Here is a 15,890-nt window from a genome sequence, read left to right as displayed (position 1 = left end):
TCGCAGGCACGGGCGCGTCCGATGCCCAGCTCCGCCAAGGCGCGCAATTTGCTCGGTTTTCTTGACGCTTTCAAGGCCGGAGGTGGGGGGATGGGGTCGCAGCTTGTGCCGGAATCGGGGTCAGATTGACCTGCCGCGACAATTCCGCCAAATAATCCGCACAATAGGATCGGCTCACGCCATTCAGCGCTTTCCTCCATCAGGTCGAATCCCCCATGAACAAGGTCTATCCCGACGCCAAGTCGGCTCTCGAAGGAATACTCAAGGACGGCATGATGGTCATGTCGGGCGGCTTCGGCCTGTGCGGCATCGCCGAGGCGCTTTCCGACGCGCTGCGCGAATCCGGCGTCAAGGATCTCACCGTGGTCTCCAACAATGCCGGCGTTGACGGCATCGGCCTGTCGCGGCTTTTGGAAACCCGCCAGATCAAGAAGATGATCTCGTCCTATGTCGGCGAGAACAAGCTGTTCGCCCAGCAGTACCTCGCCGGTGAACTGGAACTCGAATTCTCCCCGCAGGGCACGCTGGCTGAGCGCATCCGCGCCGGCGGCGCCGGCATTCCCGGATTCTACACCAAGACCGGCGTCGGCACGCTGATCTCGGAGGGCAAGCCGACGATGGATTTCGACGGCGAGACCTACATGCTGGAAAAGGGCCTGTTCGCCGACCTCGCGATCGTCCATGCCTGGAAGGGCGACACCGCCGGCAACCTCGTCTACCGCAAGACCGCGCGCAATTTTAACCCGATGATGGCGACCGCCGCCAAATTCACCATTGCCGAGGTCGAGCACCTCGTCCCGGCCGGCGAGATCGATCCCGACCACATCCACACCCCCGGCATTTTCGTCAAGCGCATCATCGAGGTCGGCACCGCCAACAAGCGGATCGAGAAAGTGACCTCGCGCAAGCGCCCGGGCGAAGCGACCCCCGAAGCAGCAACCGGAGTTGAAATCTGATGGCCTGGACCCGCGATCAAATGGCTGCCCGCGCAGCCAAGGAATTGAAGGACGGATTCTACGTCAACCTCGGCATCGGCATCCCGACCCTGGTGTCGAACTACATTCCCGAGGGCGTCGATGTGCAGCTGCAAAGCGAGAACGGCATGCTCGGCATGGGCCCGTTCCCCTATGAGGGCGAAGAAGACCCCGACCTGATCAACGCCGGCAAGCAGACCGTGACCGAACTGCCGAGCACCAGCTATTTCTCGTCCGCCGATTCGTTCGGCATGGTGCGCGGCGGTCACATCGATCTGTCCATCCTCGGCGCGATGCAGGTGGCGCAGAACGGCGATCTCGCCAACTGGATGATCCCCGGCAAGATGGTCAAGGGCATGGGCGGCGCGATGGACCTCGTCGCCGGCGTCAAGCGCGTCGTGGTGGTGATGGAGCATTCCGCCAAGGACGGCCCGAAACTGCTGAAGAGCTGCAACCTGCCGCTGACCGGCACCCATGTCGTCGACATGGTGGTCACGGATCTCGCGGTGTTCACCATCGACAAGCACGGTAATGAAGGGATGGCGCTGATCGAGCTCGCCGATGGCGTGACGCTGGATCAGGTCAAGGCCAACACCGAAGCCGAGTATCGCGTCGCGCTGACAAATACGTAAGGGCGTCCTTCTTCTTCCTTCTCCCCTTGTGGGAGAAGGTGGCCGCGCGAAGCGCGGCCGGATGAGGGGGAATGTTTGGCTCGGAGCTTGTGGTACCCCTCACCCGTCTCGAACCGCTACGCGGTTCGATCCACCCTCTCCCACAAGGGGAGAGGGAAGGAGGAAAGAACGCCTTCCCATGCGCGACCGTCTTGAAGACAAGGCCTTCCTGATCCTGATCGTCGCGGTTTCGCTGGCGTTCGCCTGGATACTGACGTCGTTCTACGGCGCCATCCTGTGGGGCGTCGTGATCGCGATCATGTTCGCGCCTTTATACCGGCGGCTGTTGCGCATGATGCCCGAACGACCCACGGCAGCGTCGGTGATCATGTTGCTGGGAATCGTCCTGATCGTGATCCTGCCGCTGACCTTGATCGCAGCGGCGTTGACCCAGCAGGGCGCGGCCGTGGTCGGCCGGATGCAATCCGGGGAGCTGAATTTCGGCAAGCTGTTGCAGCAGGTTCTCGATGCATTGCCGGGCTGGGCCACCGGCCTGCTCGACCGGTTCGGCGTGGCAAGCCTCGGCGAAATGCAGGAGAAGGTGACGTCCGGCCTGATCAAGGGCGGGCAGACCATCGCCTCGCAGGCGCTCGACATCGGCCAGAGCACCTTCTCCTTCATGGTCAGCCTGGCGATCATGCTGTATCTGCTGTTCTTCCTGTTCCGGGACGGCGACAGGCTGGCACGCGGCGTCAAGGAGGCGATCCCGCTGCAGCCCGGGCTTCGTGACGAGTTGCTGGAAAAGTTCACGATCGTGATCCGCGCCACGGTGAAGGGCAACCTGCTGGTGGCCCTGGCGCAGGGCGCGCTGGGCGGCATCATCTTCTGGATTCTCGGCATCAACGCGGCGCTGCTGTGGGCGGTGCTGATGGCGTTCCTGTCGCTGCTGCCCGCGGTCGGTGCCGGTCTGGTCTGGATACCGGTCGCCGTCTATTTGCTGGCTACCGGCTCGTTCTGGCAGGGCGCGATCCTGATTGCCTATGGTGTCCTGGTGATCGGCCTGGTCGACAACATCATGCGCCCGATACTGGTCGGCAAGGATACTAAACTGCCGGATTATATCGTGCTGATCTCGACGCTTGGCGGCATCGAGGCCTTCGGGCTGAACGGCTTCGTCGTCGGCCCGGTGATCGCGGCGATGTTCATTGCGGCGTGGCAGATTTTCTCGCATCAGCGCAAGCAGGAAAACATGGGTCCGTAAACGCTACGCCGGCCCCTGCGGGACGTCGGCAAAGCGCGTCAGCCACATCACCGGCGGAATGCTGGCCGCTACGATCAAGAGTGCCGCCAGCGCGCCTTCCTCGAAACTGCCGCGGCTGGCGTATTGATAGATCGAGGTCGCCAGCGTCTCGACATTGAGCGGGCGCAACAGCAGCGTCGCCGGCAACTCCTTCAGCCCATCGACAAACACTACGATCACGGCGCCGAGCAGCGCCGGTCGCAGCAGCGGCAGATGAATCCGGCGCAACGTGGTGAGATCAGGCGCGCCGGCCGATCGTGCGCTGTCGTCGTAGTCGACGGGAATCCGTTCAAACCCGGCCTTTATGAAACCGGTCGGCACCGCCAGAAAGCGGATCACATAGGCGGTCACCACCGCCGCGCCGGAGCCGATCATGATCAATCCGGGGGGCACCATGCCGAGCCACGCGGCCACCGCGTTGAACGCGCCATCGATCGCGAGCAGCGGCGTCAGCAGGCCGAGCGCGAGCACCAGACCGGGCACCGCATAGCCGGCCTGCGCCACCGCCAGCGACAGATCGGCCAGTCCGGAGGCCCGCCAGCGCCGGGCGACGATCACGGTCAGGCCGAGCAGCAGCGCGATGGCCGTGGCGGTGCCGGCGAGCACGATGCTGTGGCCGGCGTCGCGCCACACGGAGCCCGCGCCCGACCACAATTCGCGGCGAAGGGTCTCGCGCAACAAATACAGCAGAGGCACCGCAAAGCCGAGCAGTGCCGGTGTCATACAGGCCGCGAACGCCAGCGCGGCCCTGATGCCATGAAGCGGCTTGCGGGGCGCCAGCCGCGGATTTTCCGCTGAAAACTCGACGCTGACTTGGTTGCGGCCGATGCGCTCGACCGCGATCAGCAACGCGACGATCGCCAGCATCAACAGCGAAAGCTGCGCCGCACCGGGCAGGCTGCCGCGGTTCAGCCAGGTGGTAAAAACCGACACCGTCAGCGTGCGTACGCCGAGATATTCGCTGGCGCCGATATCGTTCAGCGTTTCCAGCGACACCAGGGCCACGCCCACCGCCAGCGCCGGTCGCGCCATCGGCAGCGACACCCGGCGGAAGGTGGTCCAGCGGCCGGCGCCCAGTACTTTGGCCGCTTCGGCGAAGTCGGCGCTGCGATGCTGAAACATGGCGCGCGCGGAGAGGTAGACATAGGGATACAGCACGAGGCCGATGACGAAGATCGCGCCCGGCAACGAGCGCAGGTTCGGCAGCCAGCGGATGGCGTCGGCTGTCGGCATGGCGGTGGCGAGCGCCTGATGCACGAGGCCGAGCGGCTCGAACAGGTCGACATAGACATAAGCCGCCAGATAGGTCGGGATCGCCAGCGGCATCGGCATCAGCCAGATCAGCAGGCGGCGTCCGGCGAAGTTATGCGTCGAGATCAGCCAGGCCGAGCCGGCGCCGATGCCAAGCGTCACGATGCCGACACCGAGCAGCAGCAACGCCGTATCGCCCAACGCCTGCGGCAGCACATAGGCGACCAGATGCGGCCACAGCTCCGGCACGGGCTGCAGCGCCAGCAGCAGGATGCTGACCACCGGCGCCGCCACGGCCAGCGCGGTCAGCGCGGCGATGGTGGTGGCTGTGAACTGGATGTGACGTGATTTCACGCTCGCGCTTTCTTACCCGCTCCCCTTGTGGGAGAGGGTGGCCGCGCGTAGCACGGACGGGTGAGGGGTTGTGTTCTGCGGCACCCCCTCATCCGACGCGGACTTCGTCCGCGCCACCTTCTCCCACAAGGGGAGAAGGAAGAAGAAGTGCCGAGCTGTGCGCCATCCTCAATTATCGAACCCGACCTTGTCGACCAGCGTCGCAGCGGCCTTGCGGTTGGCGGCGATCTTCGCCATCGGCATCGGATCCGGATCGAGCTTGCCGTAGCCGGCAATGGTCGGGTTGATCGCGACGCCCGCGCGCACCGGATATTCGTAATTGGCGTCGGCATAGATCTGCTGGGCCTGCTCGCCGGCCAGCCACTCGATCAGCTTCAGCGCATTGGCCTTGTTCGGCGCGTGCTTGGCCAGCAGCACGCCGGACAGGTTTACATGGGTGCCGCCGCCTTCGAAGGTCGGCAGGATAACGCGGGTGGCTTCCGCCCACGGCTTCTTGTCAGGATCGGCGTTCATCATCAGCGCCCAGTAATAGGTATTGCCGATGCCGAGGTCGCACTTGCCGGCCGCGACGTCGCGCGCCGTCTCGCGGTCGCCGCCCGACGGTTTTTGGGCGAGGTTGGCCTTGACGCCGTGCAGCCACGCTTCGGCCTTCGCCTCGCCGTGGTGAGCGACATAGGCGGCAAACAGCCCGTTGTTGTAGATATGCTGGCCGGAGCGGATGCAGATCCGGCCCTTCCACTTCGGGTCCGCCAGTTCTTCGTAAGTAATGGTGTCCTGCTTGACGCGGTCCCTCGCGGCATAGATCACGCGGGCGCGCATCGAGATGCCGGCCCAGTGGCCGTCGGGATCGCGATATTGCGCAGGCACGTTCTTGTCGATCACGTCCGACTTGATAGGCTGCGTCACGCCGGCCTGCACGGCCTCGTCGATGCGGCCGATATCGACGGTCAGCAACACGTCGGCCGGGCTGTTGGCGCCCTCGGCCTTCATGCGTTGCTCGAGGCCGGACGAGGCGGAGATCACGTTGACCTTGATGCCGGTGTCCTTGCTGAACGCCTCGAACAGCGGCTGCACCAGTTTGGTTTCGCGGTAGGTGTAGACGTTGACCCCCTCGGCGGCGTGCGCGGTGGAGGCGCCGAAACAGGCGAGGGCAAAAACGGCGGTAACAACGGGACGCGCGATCATGAACAACTCCGGACAGCGGGCAATGTGGATGGAGTAGCGCAGTAGGTGGCCACAGACGCGCGACGCAATGTCGCGATTCTACCGTTCTAGAGAGATTCCAGATTTCCGCTGCTGCGAGCTGTGCGGTCGTGCGCCACGGCATTCCGTTGCGCGTGGTCACACGCAACGTTGTAGATTCCCGGATGACAGAACGGGCCCTGGGCGGGCACACATCGCAACTTCGGTGTCTGGATATGCGATCCTGTGCAATTAGGTAGCAGGGTAAATGGAGGGTGGACCGCTTCACCGGTTGCGGTTCGTATTAAGTTAAGGGTAAGACGCTAGCCTTAGCTGCAATTCTGGCACGGAACGGCAGCTCAGATGATGTCCATGGTGAAGCTACAATTGCATCCGCGAACAGGCCTTCGCCGATCCGCGCTTGTGATACTCGGCGTTGTCCTCGGTCTTGTGCTGCCGGGCGGGGCCAATGCTCAGACGCTGCGCGTCGGTGGTACCGGCGCAGCGGCAGGAATGATGAAGACCCTTGGCGAGGCGTTCTCTGCGGCGACCCCGGGCGTTCGGCTGGACATCGTGCCGAGTCTCGGAAGTTCAGGGGGGATCGCCGCCGTCCGGGATGGGGCGCTCGATCTTGCCGCCTCGTCGCGCGAACTGAAGCCCGAGGAAGCTGCGGCGTCGCTGCGGGCCATGCATTTTGCGACGTCTCCATTCGGTCTGGTCAGTTCGAATTCCGCTCCGGGAGATATCAAGAGCGCTGATATAGCGGGGTTCTACGCCAGCGCAGCTTCGACCTGGCCGGATGAATCGCCGGTGCGCGTTATTCTGCGTCCGCGCAGCGAAAGCGATTCCACGCTACTTGGTGCGACATTCCCGGGCATGGTTGCGGCGATCGCCACCATGCGGGAACATCGTGACATCCCCGTCGCGGCGACCGATCAGGACAACTTCCGGATGGCTGAACGGATCGATGGTTCACTGGTCGCCGCCAGCCTGACGCAGGTTCTGATGGAAAAGCCGCGCCTGCGATTTGTCGCCATCGACGGGGTGGCGCCATCGCTGGAAGATCTGGCGCGGGGCAGCTATCCCTACGGCAAGAAATTCTATCTGATACGATCGGCGCGACAAAACCCGACCGTCGATCGCTTTGTCGAATTCCTTCGCTCGCCCGCCGGTGAACGGCTGCTGTGGCAGACCGGAAATCTGACGGTTGCGCATGAGTGATCATGACCATATCGAGCGCCAAGGGCGCTCGTTACGCCGCACCGTGAACGCGGTGGCGCTCTCGATTGCCTGTCTGATCGGCGTGGGCGTGCCTGCAGGCTATGCCGTGGTCGGCTACGGTTTCGAAAGCTCGCGCGCTGCGTTCCGCGTCCAGCTCGGTGCCCATCGCCTGTCGAGGTTCATCTACGAAAACGCGGTGATGTGGCAGTACCAGACGGTGCGCCTTGCCGAAGTCGTCGAGTTGCCGGAGGCGTCGATGGAGGGCGCACGCGAGTGGATCTTCGACCAGGACGGCAATCAGATATTTTCCGGCGGCACGCAGGCGTCTCGCTTCGAACTGAGCCGCGTCGCGCCGGTGGTCGTCGCTGGGGCAACGGTTGGATCGTTTCAGTTCTCCGTCCCGCTCGATCCGCTGCTGCGTCGCCTGGGTATTGTCTCGCTGCTGTCGATTCTGCTCAGCCTTGGCAGCTACTTCGCAGTTCGGGTGCTGCCGCTGCGCGCGCTCGACCGGGCCCTGCGGGAGCTCAGTGCGGCCAATGCGGTCATATCGCGAAAGAATGCCGATCTGCTCGACCAGAACCAATCGCTCGAGGCGCGCGAAGTTGAACTGCGGCGGGCGGAAGCCACCCTCACGCAACGTTCCGGCCAGCTCGTCGAGGCCCAGCGGATGGGGAAAATCGGCGACTGGAGCTATCGACTGGGCGACGACGACATCTGGTGGTCGCCGGAGCTGTATTCGCTTCTGGAATATGATCCGGTGAGCTTCCGTACCAGCCACGCTGCGGTCGTGGGCGGCTACATCGACGACGGCGCGCAGCGCGTGCTCGAAGCCCAGGCCGAGGTGGCGCGCACCGGAGCGATCAAGAGCGTCGATATCAAGTATCGGCGGGGCGATAATTCGATCGGCGATCTGGTCGTAACCAACAAGGCGACGAGCGATGCCGACGGGCATATCATCGGCTTTCACGGCACCATTCAGGACATCTCGGAACGAAAGCGCGCCGAGGAGCAGCTCGAACAGTTGGCCTATCATGATCCGCTGACGGCGCTGGCCAACCGCGCGCTGTTCCACCGCGAACTCAATAGTCTGCTGGTGCGGCAGCTGGTTGGTAAAAGCGGTGCGCTGCTATTGCTGGACCTCGACCGTTTCAAGGAGGTCAACGACTCGCTGGGGCACGCGGCAGGAGACGAACTGCTGGTTCGCGTCGCGCATCTGCTCTCGCGCCAGCTCGGTAGCCGTCACGTTCTCAGTCGTCTCGGCGGAGACGAGTTCGCGATCATCGTGCGAAGCTATACTGCCCTCGCAGAGGTCGAGACGCTGGCTGCACAGGTAATCTCGGCGATCGCCGACCCGATCTCGCTGAGCTCCGGTGAAGTGCTGGTTGGCGCCAGCATCGGGATCGCGCTGTTCCCGCATGACGGCAACAATGTCGGCGATCTGTTGCGCCATGCCGATCTCGCGCTTTACCAGGCGAAAGAGGAAGGTCGCGGACGCGCCAAGTTCTTCAATCCCGACATGAGCGAAATCGTCCAGCACAAGATTGCGCTCGCGCGCGACCTGCGCGGCGCCGTTCAGCAGAACTGCGGACTTGCGGTGCACTACCAACCGCAGGCGGATCTTTCGTCTGGCCGGGTGGTTGGCTTTGAGGCGCTGCTGCGCTGGAACCATCCGGTGCGCGGCAACGTCCCTCCGGCGGAGTTCATCCCGATCGCTGAGAGTTCGCAGCTGATCTGCGATCTCGGTCTGTGGGTGTTACGCGCGGCCACCAACCAGGCCAAGCGCTGGATCGATGCCGGTGAGCCGCCGCGAGAGGTCGCGGTTAACGTGTACGCCGCCCAGATATGGCATTCGGACTTCATCGGCGATGTCGTACGCGTGCTTAACGAGACCAGGCTGCCGCCGCATCTGCTGTGCCTCGAACTGACGGAAAGCCTGATGGCCGACCATGCCGTGGGACGGGTCCGCAAGGTGCTCACCGAGCTCAAGAAACTGGGCGTCACGCTGGCGCTCGATGATTTCGGGACCGACTATTCGTCGCTCGGCTATCTGACCCAGTTGCCGTTCGACAAGCTGAAGATCGACCGCATCTTCATCGACGGCATCGCTGAATCCGCCAGGGCCCGCAAACTGCTCGAAGGCATCGTTGCGCTCGGGCGCGGTCTGGGCATGACCATCGTGGCCGAAGGCGCGGAGAAAGTCGCCGAAGTGGAGATCCTTCGCAGCTTCCGCTGCGACATGGTCCAGGGCTACGTCTATGCCCGGCCAATGATCGGGAGCGAGGCGATCGCCTTCGCGCGGAGCAAGGATCACGACGCGGACGCGGGCCTGATGACAGTTCAGGCAGCGGTGGCCTGAACCGCGCGTGCTATGCCTTCACCCTGGCGTCGGCGAATACCACTTCGATCAGCGTGCCGGAGCTTGGCGCGGTCTTGATCTGGAAGAGGGCGCGGTTGGCTTCGACCAGCGCCTTGGTCAGCGACAGACTGACGGCCGCGCTGTCCGGCGCCTGGTCGTTCGGGGCCTGGTGGCTGAACGGCTCCATGGCCGCGGCGAGCTCGCTGTCATTGAGGCCGTGGCCGGTGTCGCGGACGCGCAGCACCACGTCGCCCTCGTCCGACAGCGCGGTGGAGACGATCACCTGCCCACCGGCATTGGCGAGATGGATCGAGTTGCCGATCAGGTTCAGCGTTATCTGGCGCAGCGCGCGGGCATCGGCGGTGACCACCGGCGCGAGATGCGACAGCGAGGTACGGATGATGATGCGACCGCGATTGGCTTGCGGCTGCATCACCGAGACGCATTGCTCCACCATCTCGTTGAGGTTTTGCGCGGCGAAAGACAGATCCAGCTTGCCGGTCTCGATCCGTGACAGGTCGAGCAGGTCGTTGACGATCGTCAGCACACGCTCGCCAGAGGCGCGCACGTCTTTCATGTAATCCAGATATCGCTCGTTGCCGAGCGCGCCGAAACGCTCGTCGATCATCACTTCGGCGAAGCCGATGATGGCGTTGAGCGGCGTGCGGACCTCGTGGCTGATCCGCGCCAGCACGTCGGCCTTGGCGGTCGCTGCGTGGTCCGCCTGGCGCCGTGCGGCGAGCAGTTCGCTTTCGGTCTTCTTGGCCTGCGTCAGATCGCGCAGCACGGCGAAGAAGTTGCCGGCGTCCGAGCGGGTGCGGCCGATCATCACCGACATCGGCACTAGGCCCCCGGCGCGAACCTGGCCAAGCGCCTCGCGGCCCTGCTCGAACAGGCTGGCGACATTGTCCTGCTTGATGGCCTCGATATATTCGCGCAGCACGCGCTGGCTCTCCTGGGCGAACAGGTCGATCAAATTGCGCTGTGTCAGCAGCGCGCCGTCATAGCCGAACAGCGCCTCGGCGCTGCGGTTGCAGGCGTGGATATTGCCTTCGGCGTCGAACATCACGACGCCTTCCGCCATGGTGTCGAGGATCGCGGCGAGTTCTTCCGCATTGGCCTGGCCGGCGACCGGCGCTTCGGCGGCTATCGCGGGTGCTGCAACCTCGGCCGGCTGCCCGGCAGCAACGACTGGCGCCGTGCCAAAAATCAGTCCTTCGGCGGGTTCGCCGTCCCACTCGACCGCGAACATGCGGACATCGGTCGGCACCGCAGAGCCGCCAAGGCCGGGCTCTGCATAATGCGCGTCTAGCCCGCCGGCCTGTTCGAGGGCGTCCAGGCTGGGATAGCCCATCATGGACAGGAAAGCCGGATTGGCGTGTATCAGCCGATCCTCCCGGGTGACCAGCACCGGCACCGGCAACAGGTCGAGCAGAGCCTGTTCGCGCGCCACGCCAGAGCCTGGCGCCACGTCAGGGCTTGCACCTTCGTCGGTCGACGCAGCTTCGAACGAGGAATCGGAAGACTGTACGCCTTCGATGCCCACCTCGGCCTCAAGCCTCGCCGACAACTGCCGCGCCAATTCGTGGAAGGCGTTGTTTTCGACCGGCGTCAGTGTCGGCGATTTGAGATCGCCCGGCTGGAACAGCACGACGTTCTGCAAAGGGTCCGCGTGAAGGTCCGGTTCGATGGTCGTTGTCATGTCGGATTCGGTCTCGGGGGTAAGCGCGTTCGGTTCGTCTTCGAGGCTGTCGCCAACCGGTCCGGCCTGGGCGATGTCCGCAGACAGCGATGGCGGCAGTGGATCGTCCGGCGGGACGGGGCGGGGCGGGGCGACCAGCTGAGCGATCGCTTCGAAATTGCGGCAGATGCCGAAGCCGCGCCAACCGTATACATGGTGATCGCGGTCGAACAACGGCAACCCGGCCATTTCGACCGGCAACCGGCCGCCGCCATCGACCGGCCACAGCAGCGTGATGCCGCTCCACGGCGCGCGTGTCGTGAGCGCAGCGGCCATGCGCCCGTCGGGATCGAGGCCGCGATCGGCGGCAATCTCGGTCCAGGGACCGGAAGCGGCCGCACTCGGCGCGCCGATCAGACGCAGGAATTCGTCCGAATTCAGCGCAAAGCGGCCGTCGGCATCGATCTGCCAGGTGAAGCGCAGCGGCGTGCTGCGCGGCGCCAACGCTGCAAGCTCCGGCCCGGCCGCGGGTTCGTCGGCCACGGCTTCGACAAAGGGCGATGGTTCGGAATCGGCCCGCGGCGATACCGCGGCCTGCGAGGGCGCTCCGGTCCGCGCGACGGTCTCGGCAATCGCGGCTTCCAGTTCGGACGTCGGCTCGGGCTCGGGTGCCACTTCGCGATCTTCGAGGACGGCTTCCCGTTCGATGGCGTGATCGACTTCGGTCTCGTGCGCGGTCAGTTCGGGCGGTGCCCGCCTGGCGTCGGCCTCGACCGCATCCTCGGCATCCGCCGGTTCGGTTGGCGGGGCTTGGCTTTCGACGCGCGTGGATTGCAGCATCTCGGCCGGCGGTTCGATCGGCGTAGCCTGCGCCACGCGAGGCACGATCAGCGCGACCAGCCCGACATCGGCGCCGCTGCCGACGCGTTGCAGCACCATATGGCCGAAGCCGATCGGGGTCTCGTGGCGTCCCACCTGCAGTGCATCGTTGCGCGCGCTGTCGAGGTCAGCCCCATTGAGGTCGTGGAAACCGAGCAAAGCCTGCGCTGCCGGGGAGGCGCCGATGAATTGCCCGTCGCGCGCAAACGCGGCAATCGGCGCGTCGATGCCCTCGACCAGATTTTGCAACCGCTGCAGGAGCGGCATGAAGCGGCCCGTCGGCTCCACCGCCACCACCAGCAGGCCGGCGCCGCCATCGGTGAAGTCCAGCCGTGCGCAGGCGCAGGTCATCAGGCTGCCGAGCGCTGCGCCAAATCCGCGCAGCCGCTCCAGCCGTACCGCGCCGTTTTCCGGCAGCCGCTCGCCGAGTTGCGCGATCTGGCGGCGATGCGGATCGGCGGGGCCGAAGCTTCTGGTGAACAGGGCTGCGGCGTGTTCGGCATCGAACAGCCTTGCGCCGACCGGATTGGCCCACAGGATTCGCGTGCCGTCGAGCGACCACAGCCAGGCCGGCTGGTTGCTTGTCGCGTGCAAGGCCAGCCTGGCATCGCTGACGCCTCGCAACTGGATTTCCGCGCTGTTCATCGGCACTTCATGGCTTACGAATGGAGACCCGCGGGGCGAGTCGGCGGCTTCATCGTTTCAGCATTAACACTTAATTCAGTATCGCGCGCGGTGACGCGCAGGTCCACGGCAGCGCCGTTTTTGCATCGTCGAATGTGGAACAACGTTAATTTGCAAGAGCTGCCGAACGGCTGGCCGGCCATTGTGTGGGGAGTTGCAAAACCAATGCAATGGTTCACGATGGAGCGCGGGACAGCACGCCGCCTCAACATCGACGTCTGGCTCGCAAGAAGGCAGAGATCACGGGAAACAGCCCAAACGGAGCAGCGGATGGCTCCGTCAACGTACAGAGGAGTGGGACATGAGCGGCGACAAGTTCGAAATTCCCAAGGAAATGCGGACCATGGCCGAGGCCAGTTTCAACCAGGCGCGTGCATCATTCGAGAAGTTCATGGCCGGAGCACACGATACGGCCGCCACCATCGAGGACCGCGGCGCCACCGTACGTGAAGGCGCCAAGGACATCAGCAGCAAGGCCATTACCTTCGCCGAGAAGAACGTCGCCGCGTCGCTGGACTACGCCCAGCAATTGCTGCACGCCAAGGACCTCGGCGAGGTGATGCGATTGCACAGCGAATATGTGCAGGGGCAGATGAAATCTCTCGCCGAGCAGGCCAGTGAGATGGGCCAGATCGTCAGCCGGGCCGCGATGGATGCCGCCAAGCCGAAGACCTGACCAAATTTGGCAACGGTGACCAAACTGCTCGATCTTTCGGCAGAAAACCTATCAAGAACCTATCAAGAGTTGTGAATTCTCAGATGGTCGGCCGAGACGTGAATCTTGGCCGACCAGTTATGCTATATTGCCATGCAATATTTCGTTGCAATGCACAAATCCGATATGATATTCTGTTTACGATGCTTAACGCCGGTTTTGACGGCGTTTCGTTCCGGCTGTCCTGGGGACATTGGCGTCTTTAGCGGCAGTTGACCGGTCTCGTTTTCATTTATTGCAGCGAAGGATGCACGTCATGGCCGACTCCATCGATCCGTTCTCATCTTCCGTCATTCCGTTTCAAGTGCCCGAGCAGGTTCGCGAATTGGCCGAGAAGGGCGTTTCGCAGGTCCGCGAAGGTTACGCCAAGTTCAAGGACGCCGCTGAAACCCATAATGGTACCGTCCAGGCTGTGGTGACCACGGCCGCCCGCGGCGTGACCGATTTGTCGGCGAAAATGCTTGAAATCGTCAAGACCAACACCAATTCGGGGTTGGATTTCGCGCAGGATCTGATCGGCGTGAAGTCGCCGTCGGCGGCGCTGGAACTCTGGATGTCGTTTAACCGCAAGCAGGTCGAAGCCTTTACTGGCCAGACCAGGGAACTCGCCGAACTGACCCAGAAGATTGTCTCGGAAACTGCCGAGCCGATCAAAACCGGCGCCTCCAAGCTGTTCCAGCCCGCAGCCTGATCGGTTTGAACGCACCGAATGCGGAAAGCCCGGGCGTCAGCCCGGGCTTTTTGCTGGCATCGACCCGATCCGCCGACGCTCCGCCGGATTCGAGGCAAGATTCATCGATTTCAGCCGCTTGGCGGCCTTGCCAAAGCGCTGCGTTGCACCTAGTTTCCCGCCTGTTCGCGACCCCTGTTTCGGGGCCGTCAGGATGCAGTTGTAGCTCAGTTGGTTAGAGCGCCTGTTTGTGGAGCAGGAGGTCGCTGGTTCGAGACCAGCCAACTGTACCATGCGCTCGCCCGCACGCGTGGCCGAGGCTGCCTTGATAAACGCTCACAATCTCCCCACGCATGGTTGCCCCCACGCATGTCCGCCCCGGGCAAGCATGTGCTGCCGTCAGGTCAGTTGTCCACTGATGCTGCCTCCGTCACGTGGGAACCAGCATGTCAAAGCTTCGTTGCCTTTTTAAATCGGCAGGAGGCCAGCATGAACAACGTGACCATCAGCGACAGTGGCATTGCAGTGATGTGCGATATCGCGCGGGCGTCAGGCCTTGATCTTAATGATGACAAGCAACAGGTGCTTGATCAACTGATTGCCGATGGACTGGTCGAACAGTCGAGCGCTGCGAAAACGACCGAAGCCACCAAATTTGCCGTGACGCCGAAAGGCCAGCAGCTACTCGACGAACGCGGTGTCGGCGTCAACGAGTCCTGAAACGCGAATTGTTGAGTTGGACCCGCACCTCGTTGGCGGCAAGGAGAGTTCGTGAGCATCGAAGTCAACGCCGATCATAAGGCCGAGATCGATCGGCATTTTACGTGGCTTGAGCAGCGGTTGCCGGCCGGACCTGCAAGATATGTCAATTGGCTACGGCGGCCGTCGTCGAAACTGGTACGGATTCCGCTTTCGCTGCTGCTCATGGTCGGTGGTGTCTTCAGCATTTTGCCGGTACTCGGCCTGTGGATGCTTCCGCTGGGCATGCTCCTGATCGCGCAAGACGTGCCCGTTCTGGAAAAACCCGTCGCACGATCGTTGGGATGGGCTGAGCGCAAATGGACGGAACGTCAGCGCAAGAAGCAGCTCGAAAAAGAACGCGTCAGGAACATCGACCGCGTGACGAAATAACAATGCGCTGAATATGTCGCAACGCGTACCACGATCCGCTGTTTGGACAGTGCTGCGGTGCAGCTTGTGACTCAAAAACCCGCTTACTCATAAATCGCTCTCATACCCTTGAACGGCTTGCAAATTCTGCTTTGACGAATCAGTGGCTTGATTCATTTTCGTGTTCTGGGGTCAATCTGGAGGCGGATCATATGAACGTAATTGTTTTTGCGTCGCGTAAAGGTGGCTCAGGCAAGAGCACACTGGCGGCGCATCTTGCTGCTCAAATTCAAAAGTCGTCCAAGAAATGTCTGTTGATCGATGCCGATCCGCAGGCGTCGCTGACGCTGTGGCACAAGCTGCGCGGCACCAATGAACCGATGATCAAGACGGCGACCCGTTCGGTTGCCGAGCTGATCAATGCAGCAAAGAAGGAGGGCGTGGAGTGGGTGTTCATCGATACGCCGCCGACCAACGCGGCCGTGGTCGATGACGCGATCAAGCATGCGACAATGGTCATCATCCCGGCTCGTCCTGGCGTGTTCGACGTCGATGCGGTGCAGGACACGATCCAGAGCTGCCGCACCTCGCGCAAGCCCTATGCGGTCGTGATCAACGGGGCCCCGGCGCGTCGCGATGAGGTCGAGAGCCGCATCGTCACCGTCGCACGCGAGGCGCTGAGCAAGTTCAAGGCCCCGGTGTGGTCGGGCCAGATCACCAACCGCGCGGATCTGCTGCTGGCTTTGGCCGAAGGCGAAGGCGCCCGCGAATATGCCGCCGATGGCCGCGCCGCCGGCGAGATCGCCAAGCTCTGGGCCGCCATCGAACGCTCGATCAAGGCTATCCGCGGCACCATGTCGGCCACCGGCACGATGCACAAGCAGGCCGCGTAACATCCACCA

General features: G+C 63.3%; 13 protein-coding genes and 1 tRNA gene. 11 read left to right on the top strand and 3 right to left on the bottom strand.

The annotated features are described in order from the left end of the window. Positions 1-215 precede the first annotated feature (215 nt). The 3 genes from FNL56_RS23865 (at position 216) to FNL56_RS23855 (ending at position 2,846) form a co-directional block, all read left to right on the top strand. Entirely contained in the window at positions 216-956 is a 741-nt protein-coding gene (locus FNL56_RS23865; RefSeq protein ID WP_143575317.1) for a CoA transferase subunit A, read from the top strand. Then, positions 956-1,606, top strand: coding sequence for a 3-oxoacid CoA-transferase subunit B (locus FNL56_RS23860; RefSeq protein WP_143575316.1), 651 nt, complete (start codon positions 956-958; stop codon positions 1,604-1,606). Before FNL56_RS23865 ends, FNL56_RS23860 begins: the two co-directional genes overlap by 1 nt. Positions 1,607-1,784: 178 nt before the next feature. Further along, a complete protein-coding gene (locus FNL56_RS23855) occupies positions 1,785-2,846 on the top strand; it encodes an AI-2E family transporter (RefSeq protein WP_143578335.1) in 1,062 nt (353 codons plus the stop codon). Between the two features lie 3 nt (positions 2,847-2,849). Here the strand turns inward: FNL56_RS23855 and FNL56_RS23850 are convergent, their stop codons facing one another. Both FNL56_RS23850 and FNL56_RS23845 read right to left on the bottom strand, forming a co-directional pair. Further along, a complete protein-coding gene (locus FNL56_RS23850; RefSeq protein ID WP_143575314.1) occupies positions 2,850-4,490 on the bottom strand; it encodes an ABC transporter permease in 1,641 nt (546 codons plus the stop codon). Positions 4,491-4,658: 168 nt separating this feature from the next. Next, the gene (locus tag FNL56_RS23845) at positions 4,659-5,675 is read right to left on the bottom strand and encodes a Fe(3+) ABC transporter substrate-binding protein (protein WP_143575313.1); all 1,017 of its coding nucleotides are present in this window, start codon (positions 5,673-5,675) and stop codon (positions 4,659-4,661) included. Positions 5,676-6,035: 360 nt separating this feature from the next. On the opposite strand from FNL56_RS23845, the gene FNL56_RS23840 reads away from it, so the two are divergent. Both FNL56_RS23840 and FNL56_RS23835 read left to right on the top strand, forming a co-directional pair. Beyond that, positions 6,036-6,893: a substrate-binding domain-containing protein gene (locus FNL56_RS23840; protein WP_143575312.1), complete on the top strand. Its 858-nt coding sequence runs from the start codon at positions 6,036-6,038 to the stop codon at positions 6,891-6,893. After that, a complete protein-coding gene (locus tag FNL56_RS23835) occupies positions 6,886-9,249 on the top strand; it encodes a putative bifunctional diguanylate cyclase/phosphodiesterase (RefSeq protein ID WP_143582413.1) in 2,364 nt (787 codons plus the stop codon). The genes FNL56_RS23840 and FNL56_RS23835 overlap by 8 nt, the downstream gene beginning before the upstream one ends. Before the next feature lie 10 nt (positions 9,250-9,259). On the opposite strand, the gene FNL56_RS23830 is transcribed toward FNL56_RS23835, so the two are convergent. After that, on the bottom strand, positions 9,260-12,454 hold the full coding sequence (locus tag FNL56_RS23830) for a PAS domain-containing protein (RefSeq protein WP_143582412.1): 3,195 nt from the start codon (positions 12,452-12,454) through the stop codon (positions 9,260-9,262). A 340-nt stretch (positions 12,455-12,794) separates the two neighbouring features. Between FNL56_RS23830 and FNL56_RS23825 the strand changes: the two genes are divergently transcribed. The 6 genes from FNL56_RS23825 to FNL56_RS23800 all read left to right on the top strand — a co-directional run bounded on the left by FNL56_RS23825 (position 12,795) and on the right by FNL56_RS23800 (position 15,881). Next, on the top strand, positions 12,795-13,169 hold the full coding sequence (locus FNL56_RS23825) for a phasin (RefSeq protein WP_143575309.1): 375 nt from the start codon (positions 12,795-12,797) through the stop codon (positions 13,167-13,169). 295 nt (positions 13,170-13,464) lie between these two features. After that, positions 13,465-13,899 carry a phasin gene (locus tag FNL56_RS23820; protein WP_143575308.1) on the top strand — a complete coding sequence of 145 codons (435 nt, stop codon included), beginning with the start codon at positions 13,465-13,467 and terminating at the stop codon, positions 13,897-13,899. 195 nt (positions 13,900-14,094) lie between these two features. Then, a tRNA-His gene (locus FNL56_RS23815) sits at positions 14,095-14,171 on the top strand. Between the two features lie 196 nt (positions 14,172-14,367). After that, positions 14,368-14,598 (top strand): hypothetical protein, encoded by a 231-nt coding sequence (locus tag FNL56_RS23810; RefSeq protein ID WP_143575307.1) that lies wholly within the window; start codon positions 14,368-14,370, stop codon positions 14,596-14,598. Between the two features lie 51 nt (positions 14,599-14,649). Then, a complete protein-coding gene (locus tag FNL56_RS23805) occupies positions 14,650-15,009 on the top strand; it encodes a hypothetical protein (RefSeq protein ID WP_246660772.1) in 360 nt (119 codons plus the stop codon). Positions 15,010-15,200: 191 nt separating this feature from the next. Next, positions 15,201-15,881: a ParA family protein gene (locus tag FNL56_RS23800; RefSeq protein WP_143575306.1), complete on the top strand. Its 681-nt coding sequence runs from the start codon at positions 15,201-15,203 to the stop codon at positions 15,879-15,881. The last annotated feature ends 9 nt before the right edge of the window (positions 15,882-15,890 follow it).

The sequence above is a fragment of the Tardiphaga sp. vice304 genome (assembly GCF_007018905.1).
Lineage (GTDB): Bacteria > Pseudomonadota > Alphaproteobacteria > Rhizobiales > Xanthobacteraceae > Tardiphaga.
This window is presented reverse-complemented; position numbering and strand designations above follow the sequence as displayed.

What these genes read in the sequence shown, in the direction of transcription:
- FNL56_RS23865 (WP_143575317.1), top strand. Translation starts at nt 216, where the DNA reads ATGAACAAGGTCTATCCCGACGCCAAGTCGGCTCTCGAAGGAATACTC.
- FNL56_RS23860 (WP_143575316.1), top strand. Translation starts at nt 956, where the DNA reads ATGGCCTGGACCCGCGATCAAATGGCTGCCCGCGCAGCCAAGGAATTG.
- FNL56_RS23855 (WP_143578335.1), top strand. Translation starts at nt 1,785, where the DNA reads ATGCGCGACCGTCTTGAAGACAAGGCCTTCCTGATCCTGATCGTCGCG.
- FNL56_RS23845 (WP_143575313.1), bottom strand. Translation starts at nt 5,675, where the DNA reads ATGATCGCGCGTCCCGTTGTTACCGCCGTTTTTGCCCTCGCCTGTTTC.
- FNL56_RS23840 (WP_143575312.1), top strand. Translation starts at nt 6,036, where the DNA reads ATGATGTCCATGGTGAAGCTACAATTGCATCCGCGAACAGGCCTTCGC.
- FNL56_RS23835 (WP_143582413.1), top strand. Translation starts at nt 6,886, where the DNA reads ATGAGTGATCATGACCATATCGAGCGCCAAGGGCGCTCGTTACGCCGC.
- FNL56_RS23830 (WP_143582412.1), bottom strand. Translation starts at nt 12,454, where the DNA reads ATGAACAGCGCGGAAATCCAGTTGCGAGGCGTCAGCGATGCCAGGCTG.
- FNL56_RS23825 (WP_143575309.1), top strand. Translation starts at nt 12,795, where the DNA reads ATGAGCGGCGACAAGTTCGAAATTCCCAAGGAAATGCGGACCATGGCC.
- FNL56_RS23820 (WP_143575308.1), top strand. Translation starts at nt 13,465, where the DNA reads ATGGCCGACTCCATCGATCCGTTCTCATCTTCCGTCATTCCGTTTCAA.
- FNL56_RS23810 (WP_143575307.1), top strand. Translation starts at nt 14,368, where the DNA reads ATGAACAACGTGACCATCAGCGACAGTGGCATTGCAGTGATGTGCGAT.
- FNL56_RS23800 (WP_143575306.1), top strand. Translation starts at nt 15,201, where the DNA reads ATGAACGTAATTGTTTTTGCGTCGCGTAAAGGTGGCTCAGGCAAGAGC.